Below are 2,213 nucleotides of genomic sequence, written 5' to 3'. Positions count from 1 at the left end.
TGACCACAAAACATTATCGATAGCAATTAATCCACCTGGACGCACCAATTGCAGCGATCGCTCATAATATCGATCATAATTTTCTTTATCAGCATCAATAAAAGCAAAATCAAATGTCTCGGCTTGCCCAGTTGCCAACAGCTGATCTAAAGTTTCCAAAGCTGGTGCCAATCGTAGATCGATTTTATCGGCAACACCGGCTTCTTGCCAATATCGGCGGGCGATCGCAGTAAATTCTTCACTCACATCAGCGGCGATAATCTTGCCATCAGGCGGTAGTGCCAAAGCTACAGAAAGTGAGCTATAACCTGTAAATACTCCAACTTCCAAGGTTTTTTTGGCTCCAATAAGCTGCACCAAAAGTCTCATAAACTGCCCTTGTTCTGGTGAAATCTGCATTCTGCTTCTTGGATGGCTGGCGGTTTCTTGGCGCAACTTCAAAAGAATCTCCGGTTCCCGCAGCGAAACGGATAAAAGGTAATTATATACTTGGTTATCAAGACCTATAGACTGTTTTGGCATAGTAGGTGAGAGAATTGAAAGAATCTACAGTTATACTATCGCCCAAGAGTGGTTTATCAGGAATACCCAGTCAGCTTATAGCAGTTTTCATGTATTTGAACCACATCTATCGTAGGGTAAAGCGCAATGCTCATACGTGTCAACTTAAGCTAAAAGTAGCTTAACTGAAAGCTTCCTCACCCGCCTCGAACTAAAGTTCAAGGCTCATAGCTAAAGTCTACTGAAGTAGACTAAAGATTTTTGGTTATATTTAGTCATCTTCAGATGACTTTCGCTATTAGCAAGGAACTGAAGTTCCTTGCGGGACATAGCTTTTACGTTAAGTTGACACGTATGAGCAATGCGCTTTACCCCTACCGCGTGGTCTATTTACCTGAAAATAGCTGTAATCTCTATCGTCTTCGTCTGTTCATCTGGGTGTAGTATTTGTATTTACTTAAGTTATAGTCGAAATTTATGAATCGACCTCGAATTATTCAACCTGGTCAAAGTTATACATTTAGTAAATATTTTGAACTACCTTTTTCTCCAGGGGATATTCTGGCTGAATTGGGTTGTGACTACGAACGTGAACGGTTACAATTACCGCGATCGATATCTATCCCTAATCAAATCCTAGATTTGCAGCGAGTCATTGAACGGAATCTCCGATGTGTCAAGCTACTGAGTGAAGATGCACGTAAGCAAGCAATTATCGCACCCATACTACTAGAAGTTTGTGAAATCGCGCAAACCCAATTGAATATTGAGTATGCCATTAGCGTCAGCGACCAACTCAAAGGTAACTTAGATTACTATATTGATAAAGGTAAGGGATTGTTAGTGATTGAAGCTAAACAAGCAGACTTAAGTAGGGGCTTTATACAATTAGCCGTAGAATTAATTGCACTAGATCAATGGATAAATTCAGATACACCAATTCTTTATGGAGCCGTAACTACTGGTGAGGATTGGCGATTTGCTACTTATAAACGTCAAGAAAAGCAGATAACTGAAGACTTCAAATTATATCGAGTCCCAGAAGAATTAACTGAATTAATTAATATTTTGGTTGGCATACTAAGCAATTAAACCTGGGTGTAAAAATGCTAAAGCTACTAAATCTCATAAAACCCTGATTGGATAGTACTAACCTGTTCCGTAATTTGGGTGCGAATGGTTTAAACCTCATGTCATGCCTTTTCCCGATTATATCAAGTCCGGTTAATCACTTACGATATGTCATTGCGAGTGGAACGGAGTGGAACGAAGCAATCACTTCCTTATTGGGATTACTTCACTCCGCTATTGCTACGTTCGTAATGACAGCGGACTTGATATTAGTCAAGCACCTGCTGCGGAAATATGGTTATCCAGCAGAAAAGCAAGAGAAGGCGATGATACTGCTACAGGTGAGCAATTCGGAAATTTAAAAACTTGCCAAAATGGCAACCAGATTCTGATTAACCAAGTTAAATTGTACAAAGATAAACGACTTCAAGGGTTATGTTATCAGGGACTACCACGTAAGCAAATTCCTTTTGTAAAACACTATCTACTAAGTGATTTACAAGAAAAAACTATCTCTAGTAATTATTTGCAGAGTATTTTTATGGGCAAATAAATATCAATAATCAGGTTTGGCATTTGCTGCAACAGGAATATTAAATGCATATAGGCGTTGTTGAAGTACAATTTAACTTGGTTAATAG

At 39.1% G+C, this 2,213-nt stretch carries 3 protein-coding genes; 2 read left to right on the top strand and 1 reads right to left on the bottom strand.

What is annotated here, in order from left to right:
• On the bottom strand, positions 1–522 hold a 522-nt coding region (locus tag LC574_RS36815; RefSeq protein ID WP_229458571.1), incomplete at its 3' end, for a class I SAM-dependent methyltransferase.
• A gap of 456 nt (positions 523–978) precedes the next feature.
• Between LC574_RS36815 and LC574_RS36810 the strand changes: the two genes are divergently transcribed.
• Together LC574_RS36810 and LC574_RS36805 are read left to right on the top strand one after the other, a co-directional pair.
• Positions 979–1,593: a hypothetical protein gene (locus LC574_RS36810; protein WP_229458569.1), complete on the top strand. Its 615-nt coding sequence runs from the start codon at positions 979–981 to the stop codon at positions 1,591–1,593.
• 169 nt (positions 1,594–1,762) lie between these two features.
• The gene (locus tag LC574_RS36805; RefSeq protein ID WP_229458567.1) at positions 1,763–2,125 is read left to right on the top strand and encodes a hypothetical protein; all 363 of its coding nucleotides are present in this window, start codon (positions 1,763–1,765) and stop codon (positions 2,123–2,125) included.
• Positions 2,126–2,213: the final 88 nt, after the last annotated feature.

The sequence above is a fragment of the Nostoc sp. CHAB 5715 genome, assembly GCF_020829685.1.
GTDB lineage: Bacteria > Cyanobacteriota > Cyanobacteriia > Cyanobacteriales > Nostocaceae > Nostoc.
Note: the sequence above shows the minus strand (reverse complement) of the source record. Positions and strands in the feature narration are given on the sequence as shown.